The sequence below is a fragment of the Saccharopolyspora pogona genome, from assembly GCF_014697215.1.
GTDB lineage: Bacteria > Actinomycetota > Actinomycetes > Mycobacteriales > Pseudonocardiaceae > Saccharopolyspora > Saccharopolyspora hattusasensis.
The window spans coordinates 4,588,522-4,612,219 of sequence record NZ_CP031142.1 but is presented as its reverse complement, the minus strand read 5'-3'; the positions used below and the strand labels follow the sequence as shown (position 1 = coordinate 4,612,219).

Genomic DNA, 23,698 nt, shown 5'->3' with positions numbered 1-23,698 from the left:
ATGACAACGCGACTCAACACCACCATTTCGCTCACCGAACCCGCCGACCTGCTCGCCGCCGTGCCGCACATGCTCGGGTTCCACCCGACGCACTCGCTCGTCGTGCTCACCCTGCACGACCTGGCGGCCACGCCGACATTCGGCGTCACGTTGCGCACCGACCTGCCCTGCCCGATGCGGGTCTGCGGCTTCGGCGAGCAACTGCTCGCCGGCCCGCTGGGCCGGCAACAAGCCGAAGCCATCATCCTGGTCGTCGTCGGCGAAGAACCGAACGTCACTGCCTGCGGCGACGCCTGCGCTGGCCGCTGCCGAGAGTTCTCCACCGCGGACGGTGGAGATACCGGGCCGCCGCACACCGACCTGATCGACGTGGTCTCCGACGCGTTCCACCGCGCCGGGGTCGTGACCGCCCACGCGTTGTGGGTGCCGGAGATCCGCGCCGGTGCCGAGTGGGCGTGCTACGCGGACCCGGACTGCTCCGGCATGGTCGCCGACCCGAAGGGCTCGACGGTCGCTGCGGCTATGGCGGCGGCGGGGGCGGTGACCTTCGGCAGTCGGAACGAGCTGCGGGCGCTCGTCGCGCCCGAGTCCGCCGAGACCGTGTCACGCTGGTCGGCGAAGCTCGACCTGCTGACCGAGGAACGCGACGGCGGCTACGACCCGGGAAAGGTAGCCCGCGACCTGCGGGCCGTGTTCGCCGCCATCCAACGCGTCGGCACCGGCGCCGCGTTGACCGAGGACGACCTGCTGCGCGTGCTGCTCGCGGTGTCCGACACCAGGGTGCGCGACATCGCCCTGGGCACCGCCTTGGGCGATACGGCCAGGGCAGCCGAAGAACTCTGGCTGACCCTGGTCCGCAAGGCCCCCGACCCGGAAATGGCGGAGGTCGCCGCGCTGCTGGCGTTCTCCGCCTACCTGCGGGGCGAAGGGGCGCTGGCCGGTGCCGCGCTGGAGCGGATCGAGCGCGCCCGCCCCGACCACCGGCTCGGGCTCCTGCTCCAGCAGGCCATTGAAGCCGGCATCTCACCGGCCGACCTGGCGGTCATCGCCCGCGATGCCGCCGAAGACGCCCAGATCATGCTCGAAGAGGACGGAGCCTGGTGATGAATCACGACGAGACGACCGAGAACGAAATGCCTTGGCGGCGTTCAGGATTCCTGGCGCAGCCGGGTGAACTCCCAAGCGTCCCGAACGATCACTTCGAGGTCGGCGCGCCGCGGAGTCCAGCTCAGTTCCTCCCGCGCGCGCAGGCTCGACGCCACCAGCGTCGCCGGGTCACCGGCCCGGCGCTGCGCGACCTTCGCCGGGATCGGGTGGCCGGTCACCTTGCGGCAGGTGTCGATCACCTGCTTGACCGAGAATCCCGTGCCGTTGCCGAGGTTGTAGATCCGGTGCCGGCCCGGGGCAGCGCCTTCCAGCGCCAGCAGGTGGGCGTCGGCGAGGTCGGTGACGTGGATGTAGTCGCGGATGCAGGTGCCGTCGGTGGTGGGCCAGTCCTCGCCGAAGATCTGCACCTGCTCCCGCTGGCCGAGGGCGACCTGCAGAACGATCGGGATCAGGTGCGTCTCGACCGTGTGCCGCTCGCCGAACGCCCCGTGTGCGCCGGCGACGTTGAAGTACCGCAGGCTGACCGCGCCGATGCCGTGAGCGTCGGCGTACGAGGTGATCGCGTGGTCGATCGCCAGCTTCGTCGCGCCGTAGGTGTTCGTCGGGCGCGTCGCGGTGTCCTCCGTGATCGGCGTGACCTCCGGCTCGCCATAGGTCGCGGCGGTGGAGGAGAACACCAGCCGCGGCGTGCCGTGCTCGCGCATCGCGCCCAGCAGCCGCAGCGAGGTGACCACGTTGCCGTGCCAGTACTTCTGCGGATCCTGCATGGATTCGCCGACCAGCGACTTGGCCGCGAAGTGCAGCACACCGTCGAACGGCTCCGCGAGCAGCTCGCTCGCCGCCGTCGCGATGTCGGCCTCGACGAACTTGCAGCCGGCCGGGACGGCGTCGGCGTGCCCGGTGGACAGGTCGTCGACGACGACGACCTCGTGGCCGGCTTCCACCAGGCGTGCCGCGCACACGCTTCCGACGTAGCCTGCACCGCCTGTGACGAGGAGCTTCACCTGCGAACTGCCTTCCGTGGGAGATCTTCTTCGGGGGCCGTCAACCGCCCGTCGGCAGCGGGTGCCCGGTGTTCGGTCACCCGGTGGTCACCGATCCCGCCCCGCACCGGCGGAGGGTACCGCTGTGAACGAACGAGGTGCCGCGAGGTGCCGACCGTCGAATGCGTCCCGGATGGCGCGCTCGATTCCGGGCCGGTGGTCGACCGGCACGAGCGCGATCGCGGAGCCCCCGAAGCCGCCGCCGGTCATCCGGGCGCCCAGTGCGCCGGCTGCCAGCGCGCTGTCTACCGCGAGGTCCAGTTCGGGGCTGGAAACCCGGTGGTCGTCGCGGAGGCTGGCGTGCGAAGCGTTCAGCAACGGGCCGATCTCGGCGTACCGCCCGACGCGGAGCTCGTCCACAGTGGTCAGCACGCGGTTGTTCTCGGTGACGACATGACGCACAAGTGGCTGGAGTTCTTCCGGAAGCTTCGGCAGGGCCGTCGCGAGATCGCCGATGGTCACGTCGCGAAGTGCTTTGAGCTCCAGCAGCTCCGCCGCGCGTTCGCAGCCCTGCCGCCGCTGTCCGTAACCGGACTCGCTGTGCGAGTGCTTCACGCGGGTGTCGATCACCAGCAGCTCCAGGCCCACGCCGCGGGGGTCGAACGGGATCTGCTCGGAGTCGCCGGACCGGACGTCGAAGAACAGCGCGTGCTCCGCGGTGCAGGCCAGCGACGCGGTCTGGTCGAGCAGACCGGTCGGCGCCCCGGCGAAGTCGTTCTCCGCCCGCTGCACCAGGCGCGCGATGTCGCCCAGGCCCGGCGCGTTCGGCTCGCCCGGCGCTTGGTGCGCGGTGTCGAGCAGTGCCAGCGCCACCGCGCATTCCAGGGCGTGGGAGGACGACAGGCCGACGCCGGTCGGCACTTCGCCGACGATGACCAGGTCGGCGCCTTCAAGCGGGAACCCGGCATCGCGCAGGGCCCACGCGACACCGGCCGGGTAGGCGACCCAACCGGTGGGGTTACCAGGGCTCAGCTCGTCGATAGCTACGGGAGATGCGCGGTGCAGTCGGCCGTCGCTGCCGAGGGTGGCGACGGACAGGAGCCGGTCGGGACGGGGACGGACCGCGACGGCCGTGCGGTGCGGCAGGGCGAAGGGGAGCACGAACCCGTCGTTGTAGTCGGTGTGTTCCCCGATCAGGTTCACCCGGCCAGGGGCGGACCAGACCGCGCTCGGCGCGCCGCCGTGCTCGTCGGCGAACAACGCCGCTGCGCGGTCCGCCGGGTTCACTTGGCGCGCACCATGACCGCGTGCGCGATGCCGACCGGCAGCTCGGTGCTGCCGGTCTCGCCGCGGACCTCGATCGGCTTGTTCGGCCCGACCACGGACAAGATCTCGACCTCGTTGCCCGGCACGACGCCGACTTCCTTCAACTCGGTCATCAGGTCGGGGTCGAGCTGGACGTGCTCAGCGATGCGGCGGATGACGGCGCGCCCCCCGCCGTTGCGGGCGATCTCGTCGATCCGCTGCAGGTCGCCGTCGGCCGGCGCTTCGACCTCGTCGACGCCGAGCTCGTCGAGACCCGGGATCGGGTTGCCGTAGGGCGAGGTCGTGGGACCACCGAGCAGCTTGACGAGCTTGCGCTCGACGGCTTCGCTCATAACGTGCTCCCAGCGGCACGCTTCATTGTGGACGTGCTCCCATTCGAGGCCGATCACGTCGACGAGAAGCCGTTCGGCGAGGCGGTGCTTGCGCATCACGCTGGTCGCGCGGGCGCGACCGGCCTTGGTGAGCTCGAGGTGCCGGTCCTCGGCGACGGTCAGCAACCCGTCGCGTTCCATGCGGGCGACCGTCTGGCTCACCGTGGGGCCGCTCTGCTCCAACCGTTCGGCGATTCGGGCCCGGAGCGGAACCACGCCCTCTTCTTCGAGGTCGTAGATGGTGCGGAGGTACATCTCAGTGGTATCGATGAGATCGTTCACGTCGGCTCCCCATTCAGTCCCAACCACGATGCTAGTCGCACCGGGCGACAGCGGTCAGTGGTCCGGGAGTTGACTTCCAGGATTTCCGACAGACCTCGTCGCCGGGCTACGAAAGGGCCGCCATGCATCCTTTGATCAGTACCGATGATCTCATGGTCGAGTTGCACCGGGAGTCGCCCCCGACCCTCCTCGACGTCCGGTGGTCGCTGCAGGGGCCGCCGGGCCAGGAGTTCTACGACGCGGGCCATCTGCCGGGTGCGGTGTTCGTCGATCTGGACACCGAACTGGCCGCCGAACCGGGTCCGGCGGGCCGTCATCCGCTGCCCGATCCGGGCGACCTGGAGGCGGCGTTGCGCCGGGCAGGTGTCGACGGCGACCGACCGGTGGTCGTCTACGACGCGGACAACGGTTCTGTCGCGGCCCGTGCTTGGTGGCTGCTGCGCTGGGCAGGGCACGAGTCGGTGGCGGTGCTCGACGGCGGCTACGCGGCCTGGGGGGAGGAAGGGCGGCCCACCACCACGGACGTGCCGCACCCCACAGAGGGCGGCTTTCGAGTCCGTCCGGGCTCGATGCCGGTGGTGGACGCGGACGCTGCGGCCCGGCTGGCGCGGGAGGGCACCCTGCTGGACGCTCGCGCGCCGGAACGCTACCGGGGCGACGTCGAGCCGGTCGATCCGCGCGCCGGGCACATCCCGGGCGCGCGGAACGCGCCGTTCGCAGCGCACATGGGGGACTCCGGTCGGTGGCGTTCACCGGAGGAGCTGGCGAAGCACTTCGCGGACCTCGGGGTCGACACCGAGGGTCCGGTCGGGGCGTACTGCGGGTCGGGCGTGACCGCCTGCTCGGTCCTGCTCGCGCTGGAACACGCGGGCGTTTCCGATCCCCAGCGACCGGCAGTGCTGTACGCGGGTTCGTGGTCGAACTGGTCCGCGGATCCGGCCAGACCGGCCGCGACCGGATCGGAGGCCGGATGAAAGATCAAACCGCCTGGACGGGCGGGCGATCCGGGCCGCTATGTTCGGCGACACAGCGCAGGTAGCGTCCGGGGCATGGGTTCTCAGTGCGCGGTCGTGTGGGACGAGTCGGTACTCGGCTATGACCTGGGTGGGCACCACCCGCTGCATCCGATCCGACTGGAGCTGACCATGCGGTTGGCCCGCTCGCTGGGGGTCCTCGATGGCGTCGAGATGATCAAGCCGGAGCCGGCCACCGATGCGGACCTGGAGCGGGTGCACACCGCCGAGTACATGGCGGCGGTGCGCTCCGCGCCGCTCGCGGGTTGGGAGGTCGGCCACGGCCTGGGCACCGACGACAACCCGATCTTCGACCGGATGCACGAGGCGTCGGCGTTGATCGCGGGTGCCTCGATCCGGGCGGCCGAGCAGGTCGTGTCGGGCAAGTCCGACCGGGCGGTCAACATCGCGGGTGGGCTGCACCACGCGATGGCTGATCGTGCGGCGGGGTTCTGCGTCTACAACGACTGCTCGGTGGCCATCGCGTGGATGCTGGAACAGGGCGTGGAACGCATCGCCTACCTCGACATCGACGTGCACCACGGGGACGGGGTGCAGGCGGCGTTCTACGACGACCCGCGGGTCATGACCATCTCGCTGCACCAGCACCCGCTGACGCTGTGGCCCGGCACCGGGTTCTCCACCGACGTGGGCTCCGGCGCGGCCGACGGCGCCGCCGTCAACATCCCGCTGCCGCCGGGGACGGGGGACGCCGACTGGCGGCGCGCCTTCCACGCGGTAGTGCCGTCGGTGCTCGACGCGTTCCGGCCGCAGGTGCTGGTGACGCAGTGCGGTGCGGACGCGCACCGGGAGGATCCGCTTGCCGACCTGTCGATGACCGTCGATGGGCAGCGCGCGACCTATCAGAACCTGCGGGAGCTCGCGGACAGCTGCGCGGGCGGCAAGTGGCTGGCGCTGGGAGGTGGCGGCTACTCGCTGTTCCGGGTGGTGCCGCGCGCTTGGACGCACCTGTTGGCGACGTTGTTGGACCGGGACGTCGACCCGGCGACGACCATCCCGGAGGACTGGATTGCGCATGCGGTGCGGCTGGCGGACAACGTGCCGCTGCCGACTTCGATGACCGATGGGGCCGACCCGGCCTTCCAACGGTGGTCGGGGGTCACCGCGTCCGCGGTGGACACCTCGATTCGCGACACACGGCACGCGGTGTTTCCGTTGCATGGTCTGGATCCGGCCGACAGCCGCGACTGAGGAGTCCGAAGTGGACGAAGTGGGGCAGCGGCAGGAGGAAATCCGCCAGGAGCAGGACTACCCACGGCGGTGGGAGGCGGACGTGGTGCTGTCCGACGGCGGCACCGTGCACCTGCGGCCGATCGTCGAAGCCGATGCCGACAAGCTGGTGGCCTTCCACGGGCGGTTGAGCAACCGGACGAGGTACTACCGCTACTTCGGTCCCTACCCGCGGATGTCTCAGCGCGACGTGGAGCGCTTCACCCGTGTCGACTACGTCAACCGCGTGGCGCTGGTGGCGCTGCTCGGCGACGACATCGTGGCGGTGGGCCGCTACGACCGGCTCGGTGAGCAGCAGTCGGCTGAGGTCGCGTTCGTGGTGCAGGACCAGCACCAGGGGCGCGGCCTGGGATCGATCTTGCTGGAGCACCTGGCCGCCGCAGCGCGCGAACGCGGGCTGCGGCGTTTCGTGGCCGAGGTGCTCGTCGAGAACTCGACCATGGTTCGGGTGTTCCGCGACGCCGGGTACCAGGTGAGCCGGGCCATGGAAGCGGGCGTGGTGCACCTGGAGTTCGACATCGACCCCACCGAGGAGTCGGTGGCCGTGGCCCGCGCCCGCGAGCAGGCCGCCGAGGCCCGCAGCGTGCACAACCTGCTGCGGCCGCGGTCGGTGGCGGTGATCGGTGCGTCCACCGATCACGCCAAGATCGGCCACGCGGTGCTGACCAACCTGCTCACCGCCGACTTCACCGGCCCGGTCTACCCGGTCAACCCGGAGCACCGCTCGGTGCGAGGGGTGCGCGCCTACGCCTCGGTGCTCGACATCCCCGACGAGGTCGATCTGGCGGTGGTGGCGATCCCGGCCGCCAGCGTGACCGGAGTGCTCGACGACTGCCTGGCCAAGGGCGTGAAAACCCTGGTCATCGTCAGCTCCGGGTTCAGCGAGACCGGCCCGGACGGTCGCGAGGTGGAACGCGAGATGGTGCGGGCGGCCCGCGTGCACGGCATGCGGGTGGTCGGTCCCAACGCGCTGGGCGTGGTCAACACCGATCCGGAGTTCAGGTTGAACGCGAGCCTTGCGCCGCAGCTGCCCGGCCGCGGCCGCACCGGCTTCTTCTGCCAGTCCGGTGCGCTCGGGGTAGCGATCCTGGCCACCGCCACCGAGCGGGGGCTGGGGCTGTCGACGTTCGTCTCGGCGGGCAACCGCGCCGACGTGTCCGGCAACGACCTACTGCAGTACTGGCAGACCGACCCGGCCACCGACGTCGTGCTGCTCTACCTGGAGTCCTTCGGCAACCCGCGCAAGTTCGGCCGGTTGGCGCGTCGGCTGGCCCGCAGTAAGCCGGTCGTGGTGGTGAAATCGGGCCGCAACGCGGTGCGCCTCGGCCTGGCGGCCACGTCGGTGCAGATCGACGAGACCAGCGTGCAGGCGTTGTTCGAGCAGTCTGGTGTGATCCGAGTGGAGTCGGTTGCCCAGATGTTCGACACCGCGCTGCTGCTGGCGCACCAGCCGCTGCCGCAGGGCGACCGGATCGCGATTGTGGGCAACTCGTCGGCGCTGGGCATGATCGCCGCCGACGTGGCGCAGGCGCAGCAGCTGGAGCTGGCCTGCGATCCGGTCGACGTGGGTGCCTCGGCGGGGCCGGAGGAATTCGCCGCCGCGGTGCGCGACGCTGCCTTGCGTTCGGATGTCGACGCGTTGGTGACGGTGTTCGCCCCGCCGGTCGCGGTTCCCGGCACCGCGTACGCCCGCGCCTTGCGCGAGGCGTTGCAGGAGGCCGGCGTCGCGCGTTCGAAGCCGGTGGTGACCACGTTCCTGGCAGCCGAAGGCGTACCAGACGAACTCGTGGTGCCCGGCCCGGACGGCACGACCGGCAAGGGATCGGTGCCGTCTTACCCGAGCCCGGAGCGGTCGGTGTTGGCGCTCGCGCGGGTGACCCGGTACGCGAAATGGCGCGCCGCGCCACAAGGCCACTTCGTGCGACCACCGGAGATCGACGAGGACCGGGCGCGGTCGCTGGTCGATGGCTGGCTGGCCGCGGGAGTCACCGCACTCAGCGACGACGAGGCGGTGCAGTTGCTCGGCTGCTACGGCATCCACGTTGTGCCGTTCCGGCTGGTCACCGGGGTTGAAGCAGCCGCCGCGGCAGCCGAGGAGCTGGGTTATCCGGTGGCGCTGAAGTCGGCGAGCGACCAACTTCGGCACCGCAATGACCTGGTAGGCGTCCGCCTCGACCTGGGCAACGCCCACGCCGTGCGGTCGGCGTACGCCGACATCCAGCAAGTCTCGGGGCTCGACGAGGTTTACGTGCAGCGCATGGCGCCGCGCGGGATCTCGTGCGTCATCGATCTGACGGACGACCCGTCCTTCGGCACGCTGGTCTCGTTCGGGCTTTCCGGGGTGGCCAGCGAATTGCTCGGCGACAAGGCGTACCGCGCGCTGCCGCTGTCCGATGTGGACGTGTCCGCGCTGGTGCGCGCGCCGCGTGCCGCACCGCTGCTCGCCGGGTACCGGGGCACCGAGCCGGCGGATCTCGCGGCTCTGGAGGACTTGGTGCTGCGAGTGGCGACGTTGGCCGAGGACTTGCCGGAGGTGCGCGACCTGGTGTTGCAGCCGGTGCTCGCCTCGCCGACGGGTGCGGTGGTCGCCGGTGCCAGGGTGGGCCTCGGGGCGTCGCCCGCGGCGTTGGACGCCGGGCCGCGTCGGCTTCGCTGACCGCTCAGCGAACCCACCGCGTTGTCCGAAACTGGTCGGTTCCATTAATCTGGCGGCGTGGATCAGGACACCACCGAGGCCAGCGTTCAGAACGGTTCGGGCGACCGGGCTTCCGTCGTGCTTGAGCACGTTTCGGCCGGTGCTCACCGGATCACGGTGCGCGCAACCCGGCCAAACTGACGTCCAGAACGCCTTGGCCGGCAATGGCCCGCCAAGGCAGTTCAGGCGGTATCAGCAGACGGAGTCGGTGGTTCTGGGGACGCCGAGCCCGACCAGTGGCCGCAACTTCAGGCCGATCCAGGTGCCGGCCAGAGCCAGCAGACCCCAGGCCCAGCCGTGCAACGAGAACGAGGCGATCCCCGAGAAGTAGGCGCCGATGTTGCAGCCGTAGGCCAAGCGCGCGCCGTAACCCATCAGCAAACCACCGATCACGGCCGCCAGCACCACCTTCGCGGGCAGGCGCTTGGCCAGCACGAAGGCGCCGGACGCAGCCGATGCCACGAGCGCGCCGACGATGATCCCGAAGTTCAGCACGGAGGTGGAGTCGGCCAGCACCGGGCCGGCCAGGGAAGCCGCCCGTTCCCCTTGCCAGTATGGCCAACTCGCCACGTCCACACCCAGGGCCTGCAAGGCCTTCGAACCCCACAGCACGAACGCCGAGGTGATGCCCCACGGGCTGCCGCGGGTCAGCAGCACGGCGGCGTTGAGCACCGCGAGCAGTAACGCTCCGACCCACAGCGACCACGAACCCCGCAGCACGCGCCACAGCCCGCGAGATGTCGGCGGCCGGCCGGCCGGAGGCGCGTTGTGCCGCCGTGCCCAACGCGTTGCGACGAAACCGATCGCGCCCAGGACGGCGAGTTGCACCACCAGCGCGCCGAAGTAGCCGAGACCGGTGTCCTCAGCGAGGGAGAACGAACCGAAGGTGATCGCATCGGACGTCCACATTGGAAGGTGCAGGGCGCCGAGCACCGAACCGCAGATGAAGAAGAAGAGCGTGACCACGAGCAGGGTGTTCCCGCCGCCGACCGCGAACAGCGTGCCCGATGAGCAAGCGCCTCCGAGCTGCATTCCGATGCCGAACAGGACCGCGCCGACGACGAGCCCGAGCCCGATCGGTGAGACGTTCCTCTCCGGCTCGGCGCCGAAGAACGTCACGCCGCCGGCCAGGATCGGGGCGAACAGGATCGACGCCGCGCCGAGCATCAGCAGGTGCGCCCGCACACCAGACGTCTGTCCAACTGAGACGAGTTGCCGCCAGGCGGAGGTGAAACCGAAGCGGGAGTGGAACAACGTCAGCCCGAGCGCGAGGCCCAGCCCCGCCAGCAAAGCGGATTTCACGCCGACCACCGCGGCCGCAGCGACCACAAGCGCCACCGCCGCGATCGCCCCGACGGTCAACGGAACCCACTGCGGCTCGTCCTGCGGTGCTTCTGGTGGTGCGGCAGCCGTTGTGGCCGATGTCGCGGTGGTGGACATTCCTCACTCCCGGGGTACGAGGGGGTCCTGTCGACGAAACCACGCGCCGGACACCGATCACCAGTGGTTCCGAAATGTGGGAAAGACGTGGATTCAATCCGGTGCCGATTCCGCGCAACCGCTCGCTCCGGTGCTTCCGTCCTTAGGGCATGAGACGCCTACACACCGCAGTGGGCGCAGGGGCTCTGCTCCTAGCGTTGGCAGCCTGCGCCCAACAGCCAACCAATGAAGTGGGTTTCGGCGGTCAGCCCCCGGCTCCGCCCGGACCGGTGCAGCCGAAGCCGGAACAGGAGCGCGCGCCGGTCGCCGAGACGGCGGTCGACGTTTCGGCGCTGCCCAAGGGATATCCGAAGAAAGTCTGGACACAGGACGACGGCGCGGTCATCGTGGCGACCGGTCAGGAAGGCGGCTGCAGCAAGGTGCACGCCGAACTGGCCGAGCAGACCGCAGACCACGTGAAGGTGGTGCTGGTCGAGGAAACCCCGGAACCGCCCGGAATCTGCACCATGGACCTGCGCTACCCGCCGGTGGCGGTGCAGCTCGATGCGCCGCTGAACACGCGAAAGGTCGTGCTGGAACAACGAGATGTCAAGGTTCCCCGCTGATCGGTGACCACGCGATACCTGCCCATCGCGCCGATCGGTTGAGCTGAAACCGGTACTCCCGCAGGAGGTGGGGCTCCTGCGGGAATACCGGCGTTGTCAGCGGCCGAAGGAGATCTGCAGGGTCGGCTTGGTGGCGTTGGCGAAGAAGTCGTTGCCCTTGTCGTTGACGACGACGAACGCGGGGAAGTCTTCGACCTCGATGCGCCACACCGCTTCCATACCGAGTTCGGCGTACTCCAGCACCTCGACCTTGCGGATGCAGTCCTGGGCCAGGCGCGCGGCGGGGCCGCCGATGGAACCGAGGTAGAAGCCACCGTGAGTGTGGCAGGACTCGGTCACCTTCGCCGACCGGTTGCCCTTGGCGAGCATGACCAGCGAGCCGCCCGCGGCTTGGAACTGCTCGACGTAGGCGTCCATGCGACCGGCGGTGGTGGGGCCGAACGAGCCGGAGGCGTAGCCCTCCGGGGTCTTGGCCGGGCCCGCGTAGTACACCGGGTGGTCACGCAGGTAGTCGGGCATCGGCTCGCCGGCGTCCAACCGCTCGGCGATCTTGGCGTGCGCGATGTCGCGCGCCACCACCAGCGGGCCGGTCAGCGACACCCGGGTCTTGACCGGCAGCTTGGACAGCTCCGCCCGGATCTCCGTCATCGGCCGGTTCAGGTCGATCTTGACGACCTCGTCGGAGAGCTGCTCGTCGACCACGTCCGGCAGGTAGCGGGCCGGGTCGCGTTCGAGCTGCTCCAGGAACACGCCCTCCGGGGTGATCTTGGCCTTGGCCTGGCGGTCCGCCGAGCAGGACACCGCGACACCAACCGGCAGCGAGGCGCCGTGCCGGGGCAGGCGGATCACCCGCACGTCGTGGCAGAAGTACTTGCCGCCGAACTGCGCGCCGATGCCGAACTGCCGGGTCATCTCCAGCACCTGCTGCTCCATCTCGACGTCGCGCAGGGCGTGCCCGGACGCCGAGCCCTCCCGCGGAAGTTCGTCGAGGTAGCGGGCCGAGGCGAGCTTGGCGACCTTGAGGTTGAACTCGGCGGACATGCCGCCGACGACGATCGCCAGGTGGTACGGCGGGCAGGCCGCGGTACCCAGCGAGCGCAGCTTCTCCTCCAGGAACCGGCCGAGCCGCGTCGGGTTCAGCAGCGCCTTGGTCTCCTGGTAGAGGAAGGTCTTGTTCGCGCTGCCGCCGCCCTTGGCCATGAACAGGAACTCGTAGGCGGGGTCGGTGCCGGGCTTGTTGTACAGCTCGATCTGCGCGGGCAGGTTGCTGCCGGTGTTGCGCTCGTCCCAGAAGTTCAGCGGCGCCATCTGGGAATACCTCAGGTTGAGGTCCTGGTATGCGTCGAAGACGCCCCGGGCCAGCGCCTCTTCGTCGCGGCCGCCGGTGAGCACGGTTTCGGTGCGCTTGCCGATGACGATGGCGGTGCCGGTGTCCTGGCACATCGGCAGCACGCCCCCAGCGGACACGCACGCGTTGCGCAGCAGGTCGGTGGCCACGAACCGGTCGTTGGGGCTGGCCTCCGGGTCCTCGACGATCGCGCGCAGCTGCGCCAGGTGGGACGGGCGCAGCAGGTGCTGGATGTCCTTGATCGCCTCGGTTGCCAGGGCGGTGAGCGTGGTCGGCTCGACTTCGAGGAATCGTCGCCCGGTCGCCTCGACGACTCGGATCCCGTCCGTGGTCACCAGGCGGTAGTCGGTGTTGTCGGGGCCGAGGGGGAGCACCTCGGTGAAATCGAACGTGGTGGTCACGTCGCGGCTCCTTTGCGCGCGTTCGGGTTACGCGATGACCAATAAAACCGCGCGGTCGATCAGCGCGTCCACGGGGGTGGCCCAGGTGTGACGGATCGCCCGCCGAACGAGGCCCTGGCAGCGCGGCGGCGCACCTGCGAGGCTGGCGACAGAACATCGTCGCCGCACTCGGATGCGGTACCCGAGCAACGGAGGTCGCCTTGTCGACGACAGATCCCCTCGATGCGCTGGTCAACCTGCGTGACCTGGGCGGGCAGCCCACCGGCGACGGTGTGGCGACCCAGGCGGGCGTGGTGTACCGCAGCGACGCTCCGCACGCCGGCGACCGGGATCCGGTGGACTTGTCGCCGTGGCCGCCGAAGGTCGTGGTGGACCTCCGCGATTCGGTGGAGACAGGTGACGAGGAACACCCGCTGGCGGCGGTGGCGACGGTGCACAGCGTGCCGTTGCTGGAGGAGGCACGGGACGCGGATGTCGAGCTCGACGAAGCCGCCCACGAGCTGACGGCGTTGTACCAGTCGATCGTCCAGGGCGCGCCGAAGAAGCTGGTCGACGTGTTCCGCATCGTCCTGGACGCCGATGGTCCGGTGCTGATCCACTGCGCGGCCGGCAAGGACCGCACGGGGGTGGTCTCGGCGATGTTGCTGAGCGTGGTGGGGGTGCGCCGCGATGCGATCGTGGCCGACTACGTGCGCACCGACCGGAACATGCTCCGAGTCCTGCAACGCCTGGATGAGGTGCCGGCCTTGCCGCCGGGGGTGGACGAGGAGATGGTCCACGAGCTCCTGTCGACGCCGACGGAGGCGATCGAGAGCGTCCTGAACACCTTCGCCGAACACGAAGATGGAGCGAGGGGCTGGCTCCGAGCCCACGGAGCCACGAACGAAGAACTGGACCGCTGGCAGACCAAGTTCACCGACTGACGGCTCCGCGACCAGCGACTGAAACAGCGTTGTGGGAGGGGCGGACGAAAAGGTCGGGAGGCCGGACCCGCCCGAATGACGAGTCCGCCCTCCCGGGGTAAGCGGCGGAACCCGCCGCAAAGACCAAGAAAACCGACCGGAAAAGGGGTGAAGAACGATGTTCCCGCCCCAGCCCGACAAGGTCAAAGAGCCATCCGGGTGTACCAATCCCCGAACCAACAAGACCAACAAGGAGCAGTGCCGAGACCCGCCAAAACCGACAAAGAGCCAGTCCGCAAGTCCGGACCGCCGAACCCCGAATCCACCGAGCAACGAAGGTTCCGGAAATCTGAAAGTCCTGGCCCCTGACCCCTCGAAGGTTCGGAACTCCCGGAGGCTGCTCGGTGAGCAGACCGGGAACGCTCAAGAACGTCGGGAGCCCTCCCGGGGCGACCACCGCACCGTGGGGGTCTGCGGGGGCTCGGCCCCCGCAAAATCATCCTGACCGCGCCGTGGTCCGCGCTTTCTGCGGACACACGGGATCCCAAAACGCGCGGTCAGCTCGCGTACGCGCGCAACCGGTCGGCACGGTCGCCCTGGCGCAGCTTGGCCATGACTTCCCGCTCGATCTGCCGGACCCGCTCGCGGGACAGCCCGAACGCCTTGCCGATCTGGTCCAGGGTGCGCGGCTGGCCATCGTCGAGGCCGTAGCGCATCCGGATCACCGCCTGCTCGCGCTCTTCCAGCGTGGCCAGCACGCGGCGCAGGTCGTCCTGCAGGAACCCGGAGATCACCGCGTTCTCGGCATCAGCGGATTCGGAGTCCTCGATGAAGTCGCCGAGCGGCGCGTCCTCCTCGGCCCCGACCGGCATGTCCAGGCTGACCGGGTCGCGCGAGTGGTCCATCAGGTCGAGGATCTTCTCCACCGGGATGCCGGCTTCTTCGGAGAGCTCCTCGTCCGTGGCTTCGCGGCCGAGCTTCTGGTGCAGGTCGCGCTTGATCCGCGCCAGCTTGTTGACCTGCTCGACCAGGTGGACGGGCAGCCGGATGGTGCGGCTCTGGTCGGCCATGCCGCGGGTGATGGCCTGCCGGATCCACCAGGTCGCGTACGTGGAGAACTTGAAGCCCTTGGTGTAGTCGAACTTCTCCACCGCGCGGATGAGGCCGAGGTTGCCCTCCTGGATGAGGTCCAGCAGTGGCATGCCGCGGCCGGTGTAGCGCTTGGCCAGGCTCACGACCAGGCGGAGGTTCGCCTCCATGAGGTGGTTCTTCGCCCGGCGGCCGTCGCGGACCACGGCGCCGAGGTCGGAGCGCCGCTCAGGGGAAAGGTTCTTGCTGGTCTCGAGCAGGTGCTTGGCGAAGACCCCGGCCTCGATCCGCTTGGCGAGGTCGACCTCTTCCTGTGCGGTGAGCAGCGCGGTGCGCCCGATGCCGTTGAGGTAGACGCGCACCAAGTCGGCCGATGGGCCCTGGGTGTCCAGGTCTTCGGCGACGGCGACGTCTGGCTTGGTGGTCTGCGGGACGGTCATGAGCTCCCTCCCTGACGGGCTGGCTTGGCGGGCGCGAATCACACCTGCGCGCCGTTGCGCGGCGTGAAGGACGCGTACGCTCGGTTGTACGAGCCCCGCGTCGACGTCTTCTCCGGTGCTGTCGATCGGTGCGTTGCTACCTGTCGGCATGACCGTCGAAGCTTCGTTACCTGGAAAACGACCGGCGTGCCGAATTCGTTCCCAAGGTTGTCGTTAGGGAGACGTCATGGCGGTCACATCCGTTGCGCCGCCAAGCCTGAGGATTTGCTGAGAGCTCTCGTTACATTTAGGCCTCAACCAAAAGGGTGAATGGCCCGTCGTTCGCGCTCTCCACCGACATCATCGCGCCGAACACCCCGGTGGCGACCTTCGCGCCCCGCTCGCGCAGCTCGGCCACGACCGCCTCTACCAGCGGTTTCGCCTGTTCGGGCCGGGCCGCCTCGGTCCAGGACGGGCGGCGGCCCTTCTTGGTCGAGCCGTAGAGCGTGAACTGGCTGACGACGAGCAGCGGTGCCCCGGTCGTGGCGCAGGACTCCTCGTCGCGAAGCGCCCGGATCTCGTGGAGTTTGCGGGCCATTTTTACGACTTCCTGAGGCCCGTCGGAATGCGTCACGCCCAATAGCACTAACAGCCCGGGTTCTTCGATCTTGCCGACCACGACGCCGTCGACAGTTACCGAGGCGCGAGTGACCCGGGTGGCGATTGCTCTCATTGGTCACCGCCCGCCCATTCCGCCGGCAGCAGCATTCCGTGCCGGACGAGTTCGCGCACCATCGGGATCGCGGCCCGGGTCAGTTCCCCGGAGTCTTCGCCGTAGCCCATCGCGAGCAGTTCGAGGAGTTCTGCGAGCGGCAGCGCCCCGCGGCACCCGGCGAGCAGCCGCACGCCCAGCTCGTCGATCTCGTGCTGCCAGCCCGGCCCGTCGGTGCGGTGCAGCCGGTGCACCAGCGGGTGCCAGCCTTCGTCACCTGGTTCGGAGACGGCTTCCAGCACGGTGCTGTCCGCGGTGACCAGGCGGGCCGCCAGCAGCGCCTCGGCGGAGTCGTGCGCGCGCAGCCAGTCGACCCGGCGCAGCCACTGGTCCGATTCCGGGCCCAGCGGATCGTCGAAGGCGTGCCGGAGGTCCTCGCACACGACCTCGCCGCCCGCGTCGGTGCGGCGGAGCGTGACGAACCCGAAGCCGATCCCGATCACGTCGTTGGCCTCGAACCAGTCCAGCCACTCGGCGGCCTTCTGCAGGCCTTGCGGGCAGCGCTGGTCGTATCCGGCGTCGCGCAGCCAGGTGCCCACGTAGAGGGCGGGGTCGGCGACGTCGCGCTGCACGAACCAGGCGTCCACGCCGGCGCCCGGCGGCAGCCAGCGGGATATCCGGTCCTGCCAGTCCTCGCCGGCCCGGTGCACCCAGGAGGCCAGCAGCTGGCCGGTGCCGCTCTCAGCGAGGAAGCCGGGGAGCTGGCGCACGACGAGCGCGCTCGCATCGTCACCGGCCAGCCCCGAGTCGCGGTAGGTGAAGTCGGTGCGCGGCGGACCGACCACGAACGGCGGATTGCACACGACCTGGTCGAACTTGCGGCCCTGCACCGGGTCGAACCACTCGCCTTCGGCGAGTTCGACGTCGATGCGGTTGAGCCGGAACGTCGCCTCGGCCAACGCCAACGCCCGCTTGGACACGTCGGTCGCGGTGATCCGCTGCGCGTGCGTGCTCGCGTGCAGGGCCTGCACACCACAACCCGTGCCGAGGTCGAGCACCGAGCCCACCGGCCGCCGAGAGGTCGCCCGGACCAGGCTCAGCGACGCGTGCCCGACGCCGAGCACGTGGTCGGCCTCCACGGGACGCCCGCCGCGCAGGTCCGAATCCAGGTCCGAGACCACCCACCACGACTCGTCGTCGACGCCGTGCGGCCGGACGTCGAGCCCTGCGCGCAGCCCGTCGCCGTCGTCGACGAGCAGCCCGGCGGCCGTTGCCTCGGAAAGCGGCAGCGGAGCCAGCGCGGCTTCAACGGCGGCCCGCGACTCGGCCTGGCCGAGCAGGAACAGCCGGACCAGGGTGCCGAGCGCGCCGGCGTCGGTGGTCGCGCGCAGCGCGGGAACGGGCTCGCCGCGGCCCAGCGCGGCATGCGCCTCGGGACCGAGGAGATCCACGACGCCGTCGGCGTCGTACCCGGCGGCCTGGAAGGCGTCGCGAAGTCGATCGATGCGGTCATGGGACAGGTCTGGAATCACGCCCCGATCCTCACACGACCACCCGTTAGTGCATCTGGGAGCACCCGCCCGCGGAGCTCGGGAAATTCGATGGCGCCCGTCTCCTCTCCTGCGCGAACATGACCGGATGAGACCTCCGGTCGGCGCCGCCCTGGTGCGGTGCGGAGAATGCGGTGGCCACGAGTACAGCGGCGCTCCCGATTGCGGCCGGTGCCGGGCGTTGGTCGACGACATCGTCGAGGACGAGTGGCAGCGCTTCCGTGTCAACTGGGGGGACGAATCGGAGGCGGAGGTCGCCGGACTGGCGGTGGCCGAGCCCGACCGGCACGACTGGCGGGTGGTGGACGCCGCGCTCGACCGGATCACCTGCGATGAGTGCGGAGGCCCGCTCAGCCGCGGGCCGGTGGACTGCGCCGCGTGCAACCTCGCCCACGGTTTTCGGTACGCCGCCATCGAGACCGACCGGCCAGGTGTTCAGCCGCTCAACGAGCACGCGGTCCGCGTGAACGTCTCGGTCGTCCGCCGGCCGCAGGTGACCTCGGCGAAGGAACTGCTGGCCCGGCGCCTGATGCTCCCGGTGGTGCTGGTCGGCTTCCTACCGACGACCGCGGAGGCCCAGCGCATGAGCGCGCTGGTCAAGGGAGGGGCAGCGCCGGGTCAGGTCGTCGAGCTGGTCGACGACTGGCTCGGGGCGCAGCGCCCAGGAAAGCGGGCCAGGGGTGCATGACCTGTTCGCCGACCTGTGACCGTTCGTCGTGCAGCACTAGGTGCGATGACGCGAACGGCGCCGTTCACTGCCGCAGGGTGACGTCCAACTCCGACAGCAGCTTGGCCTTCGGTCGCACGCGTTTGGGCGTTCAAGAAGGAGTAAAAGGCGGCGAAGAAGTAGCCGATGTGCATCGGCACGGCATTCAGCTTCGTTGGAGTTCCTCGCGAGTGACGCGGCGGGCGATCTCTTCGACTTCAGCGGACGTGAGGGCACCGGAGTCGTGCCGGTGCACGGCCTGAGTGAGGAGCCGTCGGACGAGTGCGGATGTGGGAATGTGCTCGGCGGCCGCCCGGCGTCGCAACTCGGCGTCGAGGGACTGGCTGATGCGCAGGTGGAGCGAAACGTCGAGGGCGGCGGCGTTTTCGGCTGCCTCGGCTTCAGCCGCTTCGACTTCTTCGTCGGCGACCTGAGCGCGGATGGCGTCGTGTCGTGCCCGGCGGGCCGACTTGGCGGGGTCGGTCATGGTCATACCTCCTTGCCTTCGAGGTACTCGCGGAGATCGGCTCCGCGGGTCTTCCACGCGGTCACCCCGGAGTTGTCTTCGGGGTCGACGGTCAGTACGCATCCGGCACTCGCCGAGTACCCGATGATCCGGGTGTAGCCGACATGACTCTTGGGGTCAGGGTCGCGCACGATGCAGTGCGGGTCGGTGGCAGCTTCCAGCGTCCACGCGGGTTCAAGGTCGGTTGCACCGGGATAGCGGATTGAGCGGGTGCGGATGTGGGTGGCGTCTTCGTCATCCCACCACAGCTCGTCGAGCATGTAGCACATTGTAGAACAATGCGCTGCGTTCGCGCCACGTCGTCGACCGGATACCGCGGCCGATCAGTTGCTCTCCGAAGATCCGTTTGCGCTGCTCACGGGTCGATGCTTTTCGGCCGTGCGTGCCAGGATGGTGCCATGCCGAAGAAGCTCAACCTCACCGGCGATGCCGACGCGGACAAGCTGCTGTCCGACGACCCGTTCGCCCTGCTCACGGGCATGCTGCTCGATCAGCAGATCTCCATGGAGATCGCGTTCGCGGGGCCGAAGAAGATCGCCGACCGGATGGGCGGGTTCAGCGTCGCCAAGATCGCGGAGTCCGACCTCGACGGCTTCGTCGAGCTTTGCGTGCAGAAGCCCGCCATCCACCGCTACGGCGGGTCGATGGGGCGGCGGGTGCACGCGTTGGCCCAGTACATCGTCGAGAACTACGACGGCCGCACCGACGCCATCTGGACCGAGGCCGATCCGGACGGCAAGGAGGTCCTGAAGCGGCTCAAGGCGCTGCCCGGGTTCGGCGACCAGAAGGCGCGGATCTTCCTAGCCCTGCTGGGCAAGCAGCGCGGCGTCGAGCCGACCGGGTGGCGCGAGGCAGCCGGTGCCTACGGCGACGCGGACGCCCGCCGCTCGATCGCCGACGTCGTCGACGATCAGTCCCTCGCCGAGGTGCGCGCCTGGAAGAAGGAGCAGAAGGCCGCGGCCAAGGCAGCCAAGGACTAGGCGTCGATGGACGAGCGCAGGTTGGTGCGAGTCTCGAAGTACCTGGCCAAGCACCTGCGGCACCAGCCCGAGCGGATCGGGATCGAGCTGGACGAGCACGGCTGGGCGGTCGTCGATGTGCTGCTCGCGGCGGCAGCCTCGCACGGGTTCCCGATCTCGCGGGCGGAGCTGGTGCAGGTCGTCGAGACCAACGACAAGCAGCGGTACGTCATCGAGGGCGACCGGATCAGGGCCAGCCAGGGGCATTCGGTCGCGGTGGACCTCGACCTACCGGTGACCGAACCACCTGAGCTGCTGTTCCACGGCACGGCCTCGCGCCACCTGGCGGGCATCCGCGCCGAGGGGTTGCGGCCGATGAACCGGCATCACGTCCACCTCTCGGTCGATCGCGAGACCGCGAAGCGCGTCGGCGCGCGGCGGGGGCGGCCGGTCGTGTTGACCGTGGACGCCGCCGGGATGCACGCGAGCGGGCACGAGTTCCGGGTCAGTGCGAACGGCGTCTGGCTGGTAGATCACGTCCTGCCCGAGTTCATCCGCTATCCGGACTGACGCGGTGGCACTACGGGTGGTAACCGGATAACGCCCGGCAACGTCAACGCGGAACCCATGACAGGGCCAGTGACCGCACCGGCCCTTCGCACTGGGGGATCGCCTATGACTCGCTACGCCGTCGCCGCCGTATTGCCGGGCCTGATGTTCGCGATAGGCGCCTGCAGCACCGCACCGCCGAAGTTGCTACCGCCGCCCGTCGCGCCGTTGGTGAGCGCGTTGCCGAGGAAGATGCCGTCTCGGGTGCCGCTCCCCTCACCAAAGGCCGACCGCACACCGAACCCGGTCGGCGTCACTTGCGAGCCGGACGCCGCGCCGCGATTCGACGACCCGAACAACCCGAACGCCATCACGAACAAGGCGTGCGGCCATGTCAGCGGGAACGGCAATGCACGCTCGAGCGATCCATGGATCGACGACCAACTGCAGGCCACGCGGGGCGAGCCGGCGATCGGGGCGGATCCTTGCGCCGGGCTGACCTACGAGCAGTGCCACGGCATCCAGGATCCGCCGGTGGGTTCCACGCCGGAGGAGCCGCCCGCCCCGCCTGCCCCGTCGACCACGGTGCCGACGGCACCGACGGCACCGACGGCGACCACCGTCCCCACCGGCTCGCCGCCCGCGGAGACGACTTCAGGATCGCCGACCGACTCCAGGTCGCCTACAACGACTGGATCGCCCACGGCGTCCGATGCGCCGACCACTTCTGGTTCAGGACCAACCACGACAGGCCGGCCAACCGCTGGCTGAACGCCGGATGCGCCCGGGATCAGGCCGCCGCGGCGGCGCCGGGGCTCTGGTAGCGGTCGACGTATTCCTGGTCGGAGAGTTCGGCGATGGCGTACATGATCTCGTCGGTGATCGAGCGCAGCACCGGCAGCGAACCCTCCATCCCGGCATAGCGGGCGAAGTCCAGCGGGTCGCCGAAGCGGACGGTCACCGGGTGCAGCCGGGGGAGCTTCTTGCCCCGCGGCTGGAGCTTGTCCGTGCCGGTCAACGCGACGGGCACCACCGGCGCGCCGGTGCTCAGCGCCAGCCGCGCCACGCCGGTCCGCCCCCGGTACAGCCGCCCGTCGGGCGAGCGGGTGCCCTCCGGGTGGATGCCGAACGCGCCGCCGTCGCGGAGCACCTGCTCCGCAGCTTCGAGGGCCTCCTTCGCGGCACGCCCGCGCCCGCGCTCCACCGGGATCACGCCGAGTGAGCCGAACAGCCACTTGGTCAGCGAGCCCTTGAAGCCGGTGCCCTGGAAGTACTCGGCCTTGGCCAGGAACGCCACCGGGCGCGGCAGCACCAGCGGCACGATGAAGCTGTCGAGCACAGCGAGGTGGTTCGGGGCCAGGATCACTGGCCCGGTCGTGGGCACCTTGTCGGCGTCGATCACGGTCGGCCGGTAGATCGTCCGCGCCACCGCACCCACGACCCGCTTGCTCACCGCGTACAGCATTCGTCCTCCCGCACCGTTGATCCCGATCGAATCTAACCCGGCGAGGTTTCGGCGTGGCGTCCTACCGGTCAACCTCTGAGTCAGGCCGATCGCTGGAGTTGCGGTGATCGCGAACCCGGGGTATCGGCGGAGGCGATCGGGTGGGAACATGGAACTCGGAGGTAGCGTCGTGAACAGCTCACATCGTGACGACACCCCGGTGCTGATCACCGAGGCACAGCCGTCCTACGACGATCAGCAGGCGCAGCGTCGCCGCAGGTACGCGATCATGATGGCCAGCCGCATCCCGTGTCTGGTCATTGCCGCAGTGGTGTTCCAGCTGTGGCAGTTGTGGTGGTTGTCACTGATCATCCTGGCTATTTCCATCCCGTTGCCGTGGATGGCGGTGCTCATCGCCAACGACCGCCCGGCGAAGAAGCGCGAGCACGTGAACCGGTTCCGCCGCTCGCGGCACTCGATCGAATCCCGTAGCCACCAGGTCATCGAGGGCGCCTGAGAGCTGCGCCCGGCCGGTCGGCGACATGCAGCGGTGTAGTACGGCATCATTGGGGGCATGAGCACGATGACGATGCCGGAGACCGATACCCGGACCGAGACCACTGATCAGACCAGTGACGACCGGCCGGAGATGTTCCACTACGTGCAGAAGGACAAGATCGCCGAGAGTGCGGTCATGGGCACGATGGTGGTCGCGCTGTGCGGAGATGTCTTCCCCGTCACGAAGTCGCCGAAGCCGGGCTCGCCGGTCTGCCCGGACTGCAAGGAGATCTTCGAGTCCCTGCCCTCGGGCGGCAAGGACTGAACCAAGGACCATCGCGCGGCGGCGCTCAGCCGCCGTGCGGTTCGGCCTGCTTGTCGTTCGGTTGCTTCGGCAGCGGGACGCCGTTCCGCGGCGGCTCCGTGGCCGGTTTCGGCTTCTCGCCGCCCTCCTCGGCCTGGCCGTTGCGCCACGTGCGGTAGCCCTCTTCGGTGTGCATCCGCTGCGCGAGCCGCTTCATCTCCAGGCGCCGCCACCGCCGGCGCTCCCGGCGGGTCATCTTCGCCGGCCACATCTCCTGGATCGCGTTGTTGAACTGCGCGCCCATGATGATCGCCAGCCCGATGAAGAACGCGAACAGCAGGAACGCGATCGGCGTGGCCAGCGCGCCGTAGGTGTAGCCGGTGCTGGTCACCCACGTGATGTAGAGCCGCAGGCCGATGCTGGCGCACAGGAAGATCGCCATCGCCAGCAGCGCCCCGGGGAGGCCGCGGTGCCACGGCAGCTTCCGCGGTAGCGCCACCTTGTACAGCGTCGCGAGCGCGACCACCAGGCCGACGGCGGTCGCCGGGTAGTAGAACGCCTGGATCAGCCAGGCTATGTCGTCCTGGAAGTCCTGCGGGAAGATCGTCGGCAGCCAGTCCGGGCCCAGCGCGACCACCGGCAGCCCGACCACCGCGACGACCAGGCACACCAGGTACAGCAGCAGCGCGAAGATCCGCTGCCACACGCTGTTGCGCACCAGATACTGGTTGTAGGCGAGGGTGATCGAGTCGACCAGCGACGCCAGCGCCGAAGAACCCGCCCACAGCGAGATCACGAATCCGACCGAGACTATCTCGCTGCGCCCCTTGGTCAGGATGTCGGCGACCGTGGGGCCGATGATCTGGTCCACCACGTTCGCCGTGAACACCGTGCGGGAGAAGGCGAGGATCTTGTCGTGCACGGCATCGACGACCGTGGGTCCGAACCAGTCGCCGACGAAGCCGAGGCTGCCCAGCAGCCCGAGCAGCAGCGGTGGCATGGACAGCGTCTGCCAGAACGCGGCGGCCGCCGATTCCGAGAAGATGTTGTCCCACCACGCCTTGTCGAGCGTGCGCATGACCAGACGCAGCGGCCCGCGCCGCACCGGGACTTCCCGTGGTGCGACGGTCGCACTGCGCCCCCGGTGGTCTTGTGGACTCGGCTGACCCATGGCACCCATAAGGATGCTTCATTGGCTACCGCGGCGGGCGTCGGCCC

The 23,698-nt window shown here is 69.5% G+C and carries 25 protein-coding genes; 11 read left to right on the top strand and 14 right to left on the bottom strand.

The window, feature by feature from the left end; genetic code table 11:
• Entirely contained in the window at positions 1–1,104 is a 1,104-nt protein-coding gene (locus DL519_RS21075; protein ID WP_190817351.1) for a DUF4192 domain-containing protein, read from the top strand.
• A 44-nt stretch (positions 1,105–1,148) separates the two neighbouring features.
• On the opposite strand, the gene galE is transcribed toward DL519_RS21075, so the two are convergent.
• The 3 genes from galE to DL519_RS21060 form a co-directional block, all read right to left on the bottom strand.
• Positions 1,149–2,111: a UDP-glucose 4-epimerase GalE gene (gene galE, locus DL519_RS21070; protein WP_190817349.1), complete on the bottom strand. Its 963-nt coding sequence runs from the start codon at positions 2,109–2,111 to the stop codon at positions 1,149–1,151.
• 87 nt (positions 2,112–2,198) lie between these two features.
• On the bottom strand, positions 2,199–3,377 hold the full coding sequence (gene galK / locus DL519_RS21065) for a galactokinase (RefSeq protein WP_190817347.1): 1,179 nt from the start codon (positions 3,375–3,377) through the stop codon (positions 2,199–2,201).
• Positions 3,374–4,069 carry a metal-dependent transcriptional regulator gene (locus tag DL519_RS21060; protein ID WP_168587323.1) on the bottom strand — a complete coding sequence of 232 codons (696 nt, stop codon included), beginning with the start codon at positions 4,067–4,069 and terminating at the stop codon, positions 3,374–3,376. The genes galK and DL519_RS21060 overlap by 4 nt, the downstream gene beginning before the upstream one ends.
• Positions 4,070–4,191: 122 nt before the next feature.
• Between DL519_RS21060 and DL519_RS21055 the strand changes: the two genes are divergently transcribed.
• The 3 genes from DL519_RS21055 to DL519_RS21045 all read left to right on the top strand — a co-directional run bounded on the left by DL519_RS21055 (position 4,192) and on the right by DL519_RS21045 (position 8,989).
• Positions 4,192–5,043: a sulfurtransferase gene (locus DL519_RS21055; protein WP_190817345.1), complete on the top strand. Its 852-nt coding sequence runs from the start codon at positions 4,192–4,194 to the stop codon at positions 5,041–5,043.
• A gap of 75 nt (positions 5,044–5,118) precedes the next feature.
• Positions 5,119–6,294 carry an acetoin utilization protein AcuC gene (locus DL519_RS21050; RefSeq protein ID WP_190817343.1) on the top strand — a complete coding sequence of 392 codons (1,176 nt, stop codon included), beginning with the start codon at positions 5,119–5,121 and terminating at the stop codon, positions 6,292–6,294.
• A complete protein-coding gene (locus DL519_RS21045; RefSeq protein ID WP_223839345.1) occupies positions 6,263–8,989 on the top strand; it encodes a bifunctional acetate--CoA ligase family protein/GNAT family N-acetyltransferase in 2,727 nt (908 codons plus the stop codon). Before DL519_RS21050 ends, DL519_RS21045 begins: the two co-directional genes overlap by 32 nt.
• 231 nt (positions 8,990–9,220) lie before the next feature.
• On the opposite strand, the gene DL519_RS21040 is transcribed toward DL519_RS21045, so the two are convergent.
• Positions 9,221–10,468, bottom strand: a complete 1,248-nt coding sequence (locus DL519_RS21040) for a YeeE/YedE family protein (RefSeq protein WP_190817339.1) — start codon at positions 10,466–10,468, stop codon at positions 9,221–9,223.
• A 269-nt stretch (positions 10,469–10,737) separates the two neighbouring features.
• On the opposite strand from DL519_RS21040, the gene DL519_RS21035 reads away from it, so the two are divergent.
• Entirely contained in the window at positions 10,738–11,073 is a 336-nt protein-coding gene (locus tag DL519_RS21035; RefSeq protein WP_223839344.1) for a hypothetical protein, read from the top strand.
• A gap of 96 nt (positions 11,074–11,169) precedes the next feature.
• On the opposite strand, the gene DL519_RS21030 is transcribed toward DL519_RS21035, so the two are convergent.
• Entirely contained in the window at positions 11,170–12,822 is a 1,653-nt protein-coding gene (locus tag DL519_RS21030; protein WP_190817337.1) for a fumarate hydratase, read from the bottom strand.
• A 200-nt stretch (positions 12,823–13,022) separates the two neighbouring features.
• Between DL519_RS21030 and DL519_RS21025 the strand changes: the two genes are divergently transcribed.
• Positions 13,023–13,745 carry a tyrosine-protein phosphatase gene (locus DL519_RS21025; RefSeq protein ID WP_190817335.1) on the top strand — a complete coding sequence of 241 codons (723 nt, stop codon included), beginning with the start codon at positions 13,023–13,025 and terminating at the stop codon, positions 13,743–13,745.
• A gap of 536 nt (positions 13,746–14,281) precedes the next feature.
• On the opposite strand, the gene DL519_RS21020 is transcribed toward DL519_RS21025, so the two are convergent.
• From DL519_RS21020 to DL519_RS21010, 3 genes are all read right to left on the bottom strand, one after another.
• Positions 14,282–15,253 (bottom strand): sigma-70 family RNA polymerase sigma factor, encoded by a 972-nt coding sequence (locus DL519_RS21020; RefSeq protein ID WP_168587328.1) that lies wholly within the window; start codon positions 15,251–15,253, stop codon positions 14,282–14,284.
• A gap of 286 nt (positions 15,254–15,539) precedes the next feature.
• Positions 15,540–15,965 carry a D-aminoacyl-tRNA deacylase gene (gene dtd, locus DL519_RS21015; RefSeq protein ID WP_190817333.1) on the bottom strand — a complete coding sequence of 142 codons (426 nt, stop codon included), beginning with the start codon at positions 15,963–15,965 and terminating at the stop codon, positions 15,540–15,542.
• A complete protein-coding gene (locus DL519_RS21010; RefSeq protein WP_190817331.1) occupies positions 15,962–17,476 on the bottom strand; it encodes a DUF7782 domain-containing protein in 1,515 nt (504 codons plus the stop codon). The genes dtd and DL519_RS21010 overlap by 4 nt, the downstream gene beginning before the upstream one ends.
• A 106-nt stretch (positions 17,477–17,582) precedes the next feature.
• Between DL519_RS21010 and DL519_RS21005 the strand changes: the two genes are divergently transcribed.
• Positions 17,583–18,182, top strand: a complete 600-nt coding sequence (locus DL519_RS21005) for a hypothetical protein (RefSeq protein ID WP_190817329.1) — start codon at positions 17,583–17,585, stop codon at positions 18,180–18,182.
• 184 nt (positions 18,183–18,366) lie between these two features.
• Here DL519_RS21005 and DL519_RS21000 read toward each other — a convergent pair whose 3' ends face one another.
• Positions 18,367–18,687 carry a hypothetical protein gene (locus DL519_RS21000; RefSeq protein ID WP_190817327.1) on the bottom strand — a complete coding sequence of 107 codons (321 nt, stop codon included), beginning with the start codon at positions 18,685–18,687 and terminating at the stop codon, positions 18,367–18,369.
• Between the two features lie 2 nt (positions 18,688–18,689).
• Positions 18,690–18,986 (bottom strand): hypothetical protein, encoded by a 297-nt coding sequence (locus DL519_RS20995; protein ID WP_190817325.1) that lies wholly within the window; start codon positions 18,984–18,986, stop codon positions 18,690–18,692.
• 138 nt (positions 18,987–19,124) lie between these two features.
• On the opposite strand from DL519_RS20995, the gene DL519_RS20990 reads away from it, so the two are divergent.
• Positions 19,125–19,706: an HhH-GPD-type base excision DNA repair protein gene (locus DL519_RS20990; RefSeq protein ID WP_190817323.1), complete on the top strand. Its 582-nt coding sequence runs from the start codon at positions 19,125–19,127 to the stop codon at positions 19,704–19,706.
• Between the two features lie 6 nt (positions 19,707–19,712).
• Complete coding sequence (locus DL519_RS20985; RefSeq protein WP_190817321.1) at positions 19,713–20,255, top strand: RNA 2'-phosphotransferase; 543 nt, start codon at positions 19,713–19,715, stop codon at positions 20,253–20,255.
• A gap of 113 nt (positions 20,256–20,368) precedes the next feature.
• Here the strand turns inward: DL519_RS20985 and DL519_RS20980 are convergent, their stop codons facing one another.
• From DL519_RS20980 to DL519_RS20970, 3 genes are all read right to left on the bottom strand, one after another.
• Positions 20,369–20,644 (bottom strand): hypothetical protein, encoded by a 276-nt coding sequence (locus DL519_RS20980; protein ID WP_190817319.1) that lies wholly within the window; start codon positions 20,642–20,644, stop codon positions 20,369–20,371.
• Between the two features lie 90 nt (positions 20,645–20,734).
• Positions 20,735–20,938 carry a hypothetical protein gene (locus tag DL519_RS20975; RefSeq protein WP_190817317.1) on the bottom strand — a complete coding sequence of 68 codons (204 nt, stop codon included), beginning with the start codon at positions 20,936–20,938 and terminating at the stop codon, positions 20,735–20,737.
• An 86-nt stretch (positions 20,939–21,024) separates the two neighbouring features.
• Positions 21,025–21,699 carry a lysophospholipid acyltransferase family protein gene (locus DL519_RS20970; protein WP_190817315.1) on the bottom strand — a complete coding sequence of 225 codons (675 nt, stop codon included), beginning with the start codon at positions 21,697–21,699 and terminating at the stop codon, positions 21,025–21,027.
• Positions 21,700–21,847: 148 nt separating this feature from the next.
• Between DL519_RS20970 and DL519_RS20965 the strand changes: the two genes are divergently transcribed.
• Positions 21,848–22,195, top strand: a complete 348-nt coding sequence (locus tag DL519_RS20965; RefSeq protein WP_190817313.1) for a DUF3099 domain-containing protein — start codon at positions 21,848–21,850, stop codon at positions 22,193–22,195.
• A gap of 57 nt (positions 22,196–22,252) precedes the next feature.
• The gene (locus tag DL519_RS20960) at positions 22,253–22,501 is read left to right on the top strand and encodes a DUF3039 domain-containing protein (protein WP_168587338.1); all 249 of its coding nucleotides are present in this window, start codon (positions 22,253–22,255) and stop codon (positions 22,499–22,501) included.
• Between the two features lie 25 nt (positions 22,502–22,526).
• Here DL519_RS20960 and DL519_RS20955 read toward each other — a convergent pair whose 3' ends face one another.
• Positions 22,527–23,558: a YihY/virulence factor BrkB family protein gene (locus DL519_RS20955; RefSeq protein ID WP_223840332.1), complete on the bottom strand. Its 1,032-nt coding sequence runs from the start codon at positions 23,556–23,558 to the stop codon at positions 22,527–22,529.
• Positions 23,559–23,698: the final 140 nt, after the last annotated feature.

What these genes read in the sequence shown, in the direction of transcription:
- DL519_RS21075 (WP_190817351.1), top strand. Translation starts at nt 1, where the DNA reads ATGACAACGCGACTCAACACCACCATTTCGCTCACCGAACCCGCCGAC.
- DL519_RS21055 (WP_190817345.1), top strand. Translation starts at nt 4,192, where the DNA reads ATGCATCCTTTGATCAGTACCGATGATCTCATGGTCGAGTTGCACCGG.
- DL519_RS21050 (WP_190817343.1), top strand. Translation starts at nt 5,119, where the DNA reads ATGGGTTCTCAGTGCGCGGTCGTGTGGGACGAGTCGGTACTCGGCTAT.
- DL519_RS21045 (WP_223839345.1), top strand. Translation starts at nt 6,263, where the DNA reads ATGGTCTGGATCCGGCCGACAGCCGCGACTGAGGAGTCCGAAGTGGAC.
- DL519_RS21040 (WP_190817339.1), bottom strand. Translation starts at nt 10,468, where the DNA reads ATGTCCACCACCGCGACATCGGCCACAACGGCTGCCGCACCACCAGAA.
- DL519_RS21020 (WP_168587328.1), bottom strand. Translation starts at nt 15,253, where the DNA reads ATGACCGTCCCGCAGACCACCAAGCCAGACGTCGCCGTCGCCGAAGAC.
- dtd (WP_190817333.1), bottom strand. Translation starts at nt 15,965, where the DNA reads ATGAGAGCAATCGCCACCCGGGTCACTCGCGCCTCGGTAACTGTCGAC.
- DL519_RS21005 (WP_190817329.1), top strand. Translation starts at nt 17,583, where the DNA reads ATGAGACCTCCGGTCGGCGCCGCCCTGGTGCGGTGCGGAGAATGCGGT.
- DL519_RS21000 (WP_190817327.1), bottom strand. Translation starts at nt 18,687, where the DNA reads ATGACCGACCCCGCCAAGTCGGCCCGCCGGGCACGACACGACGCCATC.
- DL519_RS20995 (WP_190817325.1), bottom strand. Translation starts at nt 18,986, where the DNA reads ATGCTCGACGAGCTGTGGTGGGATGACGAAGACGCCACCCACATCCGC.
- DL519_RS20990 (WP_190817323.1), top strand. Translation starts at nt 19,125, where the DNA reads ATGCCGAAGAAGCTCAACCTCACCGGCGATGCCGACGCGGACAAGCTG.
- DL519_RS20985 (WP_190817321.1), top strand. Translation starts at nt 19,713, where the DNA reads ATGGACGAGCGCAGGTTGGTGCGAGTCTCGAAGTACCTGGCCAAGCAC.
- DL519_RS20970 (WP_190817315.1), bottom strand. Translation starts at nt 21,699, where the DNA reads ATGCTGTACGCGGTGAGCAAGCGGGTCGTGGGTGCGGTGGCGCGGACG.
- DL519_RS20965 (WP_190817313.1), top strand. Translation starts at nt 21,848, where the DNA reads ATGGAACTCGGAGGTAGCGTCGTGAACAGCTCACATCGTGACGACACC.
- DL519_RS20960 (WP_168587338.1), top strand. Translation starts at nt 22,253, where the DNA reads ATGAGCACGATGACGATGCCGGAGACCGATACCCGGACCGAGACCACT.
- DL519_RS20955 (WP_223840332.1), bottom strand. Translation starts at nt 23,558, where the DNA reads ATGCGCACGCTCGACAAGGCGTGGTGGGACAACATCTTCTCGGAATCG.